Raw genomic sequence first — 579 nt, forward strand, 5'->3', positions numbered from 1 at the left:
TTGATGTTGATGATGCGGCACGCGCCCAGCTCTAGCGCCCAGCGCGCATGGTCGAGCGAGTGAATGCTCTCGTCCAGGCAGACCGCGGTGCGCAGTTGCGCTTGCAGCTTGGCGTGGTCAATAATGTCGTCTTCGCCGAGCGGCTGTTCGAGCAAGAGCAAATCGAACTCGTCCAGCGCCTTGAGGCGCGCCGCATCGCCGAGGCGATAGACCGAGTTGCCGTCGGCCTGAAGCAGCAGGTCGGGGTGATGGCGGCGGATAATGGCGACCTCGCTCACGTCGCGCCCCGGCTTGATTTTGAGCTTGATGCGCCGGTAGCCGTCCGCCAGATAGCCGTTCACCACCTCCAGCAGTTTTTCGGGCGACTCCTGAATCCCCACCGAGACGCCGACCTTCACCCGGTCGCCGCTGCCGCCGAGCAACTTTTGCAGCGAGACCCCGGCGCGTTGCGCAAACAAATCCCACAGCGCCATCTCCAGGCCGGCCTTCGCCATCGGGTGGCCACTGATGAAACTGACGGCGCTCCGATAGGCGGGGATGTCGGGCAGCTCGGCGGCCAGCACGGCGGGGACGAGAAAA

The 579-nt window shown here is 64.8% G+C and carries 1 protein-coding gene; it reads right to left on the minus strand.

Annotation, left to right across the window (positions count from 1 at the left end):
* The coding region (locus NZN28_RS14570; protein ID WP_295399383.1) for an enolase C-terminal domain-like protein at positions 1 to 579 on the minus strand (579 nt) is incomplete at both ends.

Origin of the sequence: Meiothermus sp., from assembly GCF_025056915.1 — a bacterium.
In the GTDB taxonomy this organism is placed as follows: Bacteria; Deinococcota; Deinococci; order Deinococcales; family Thermaceae; genus Meiothermus.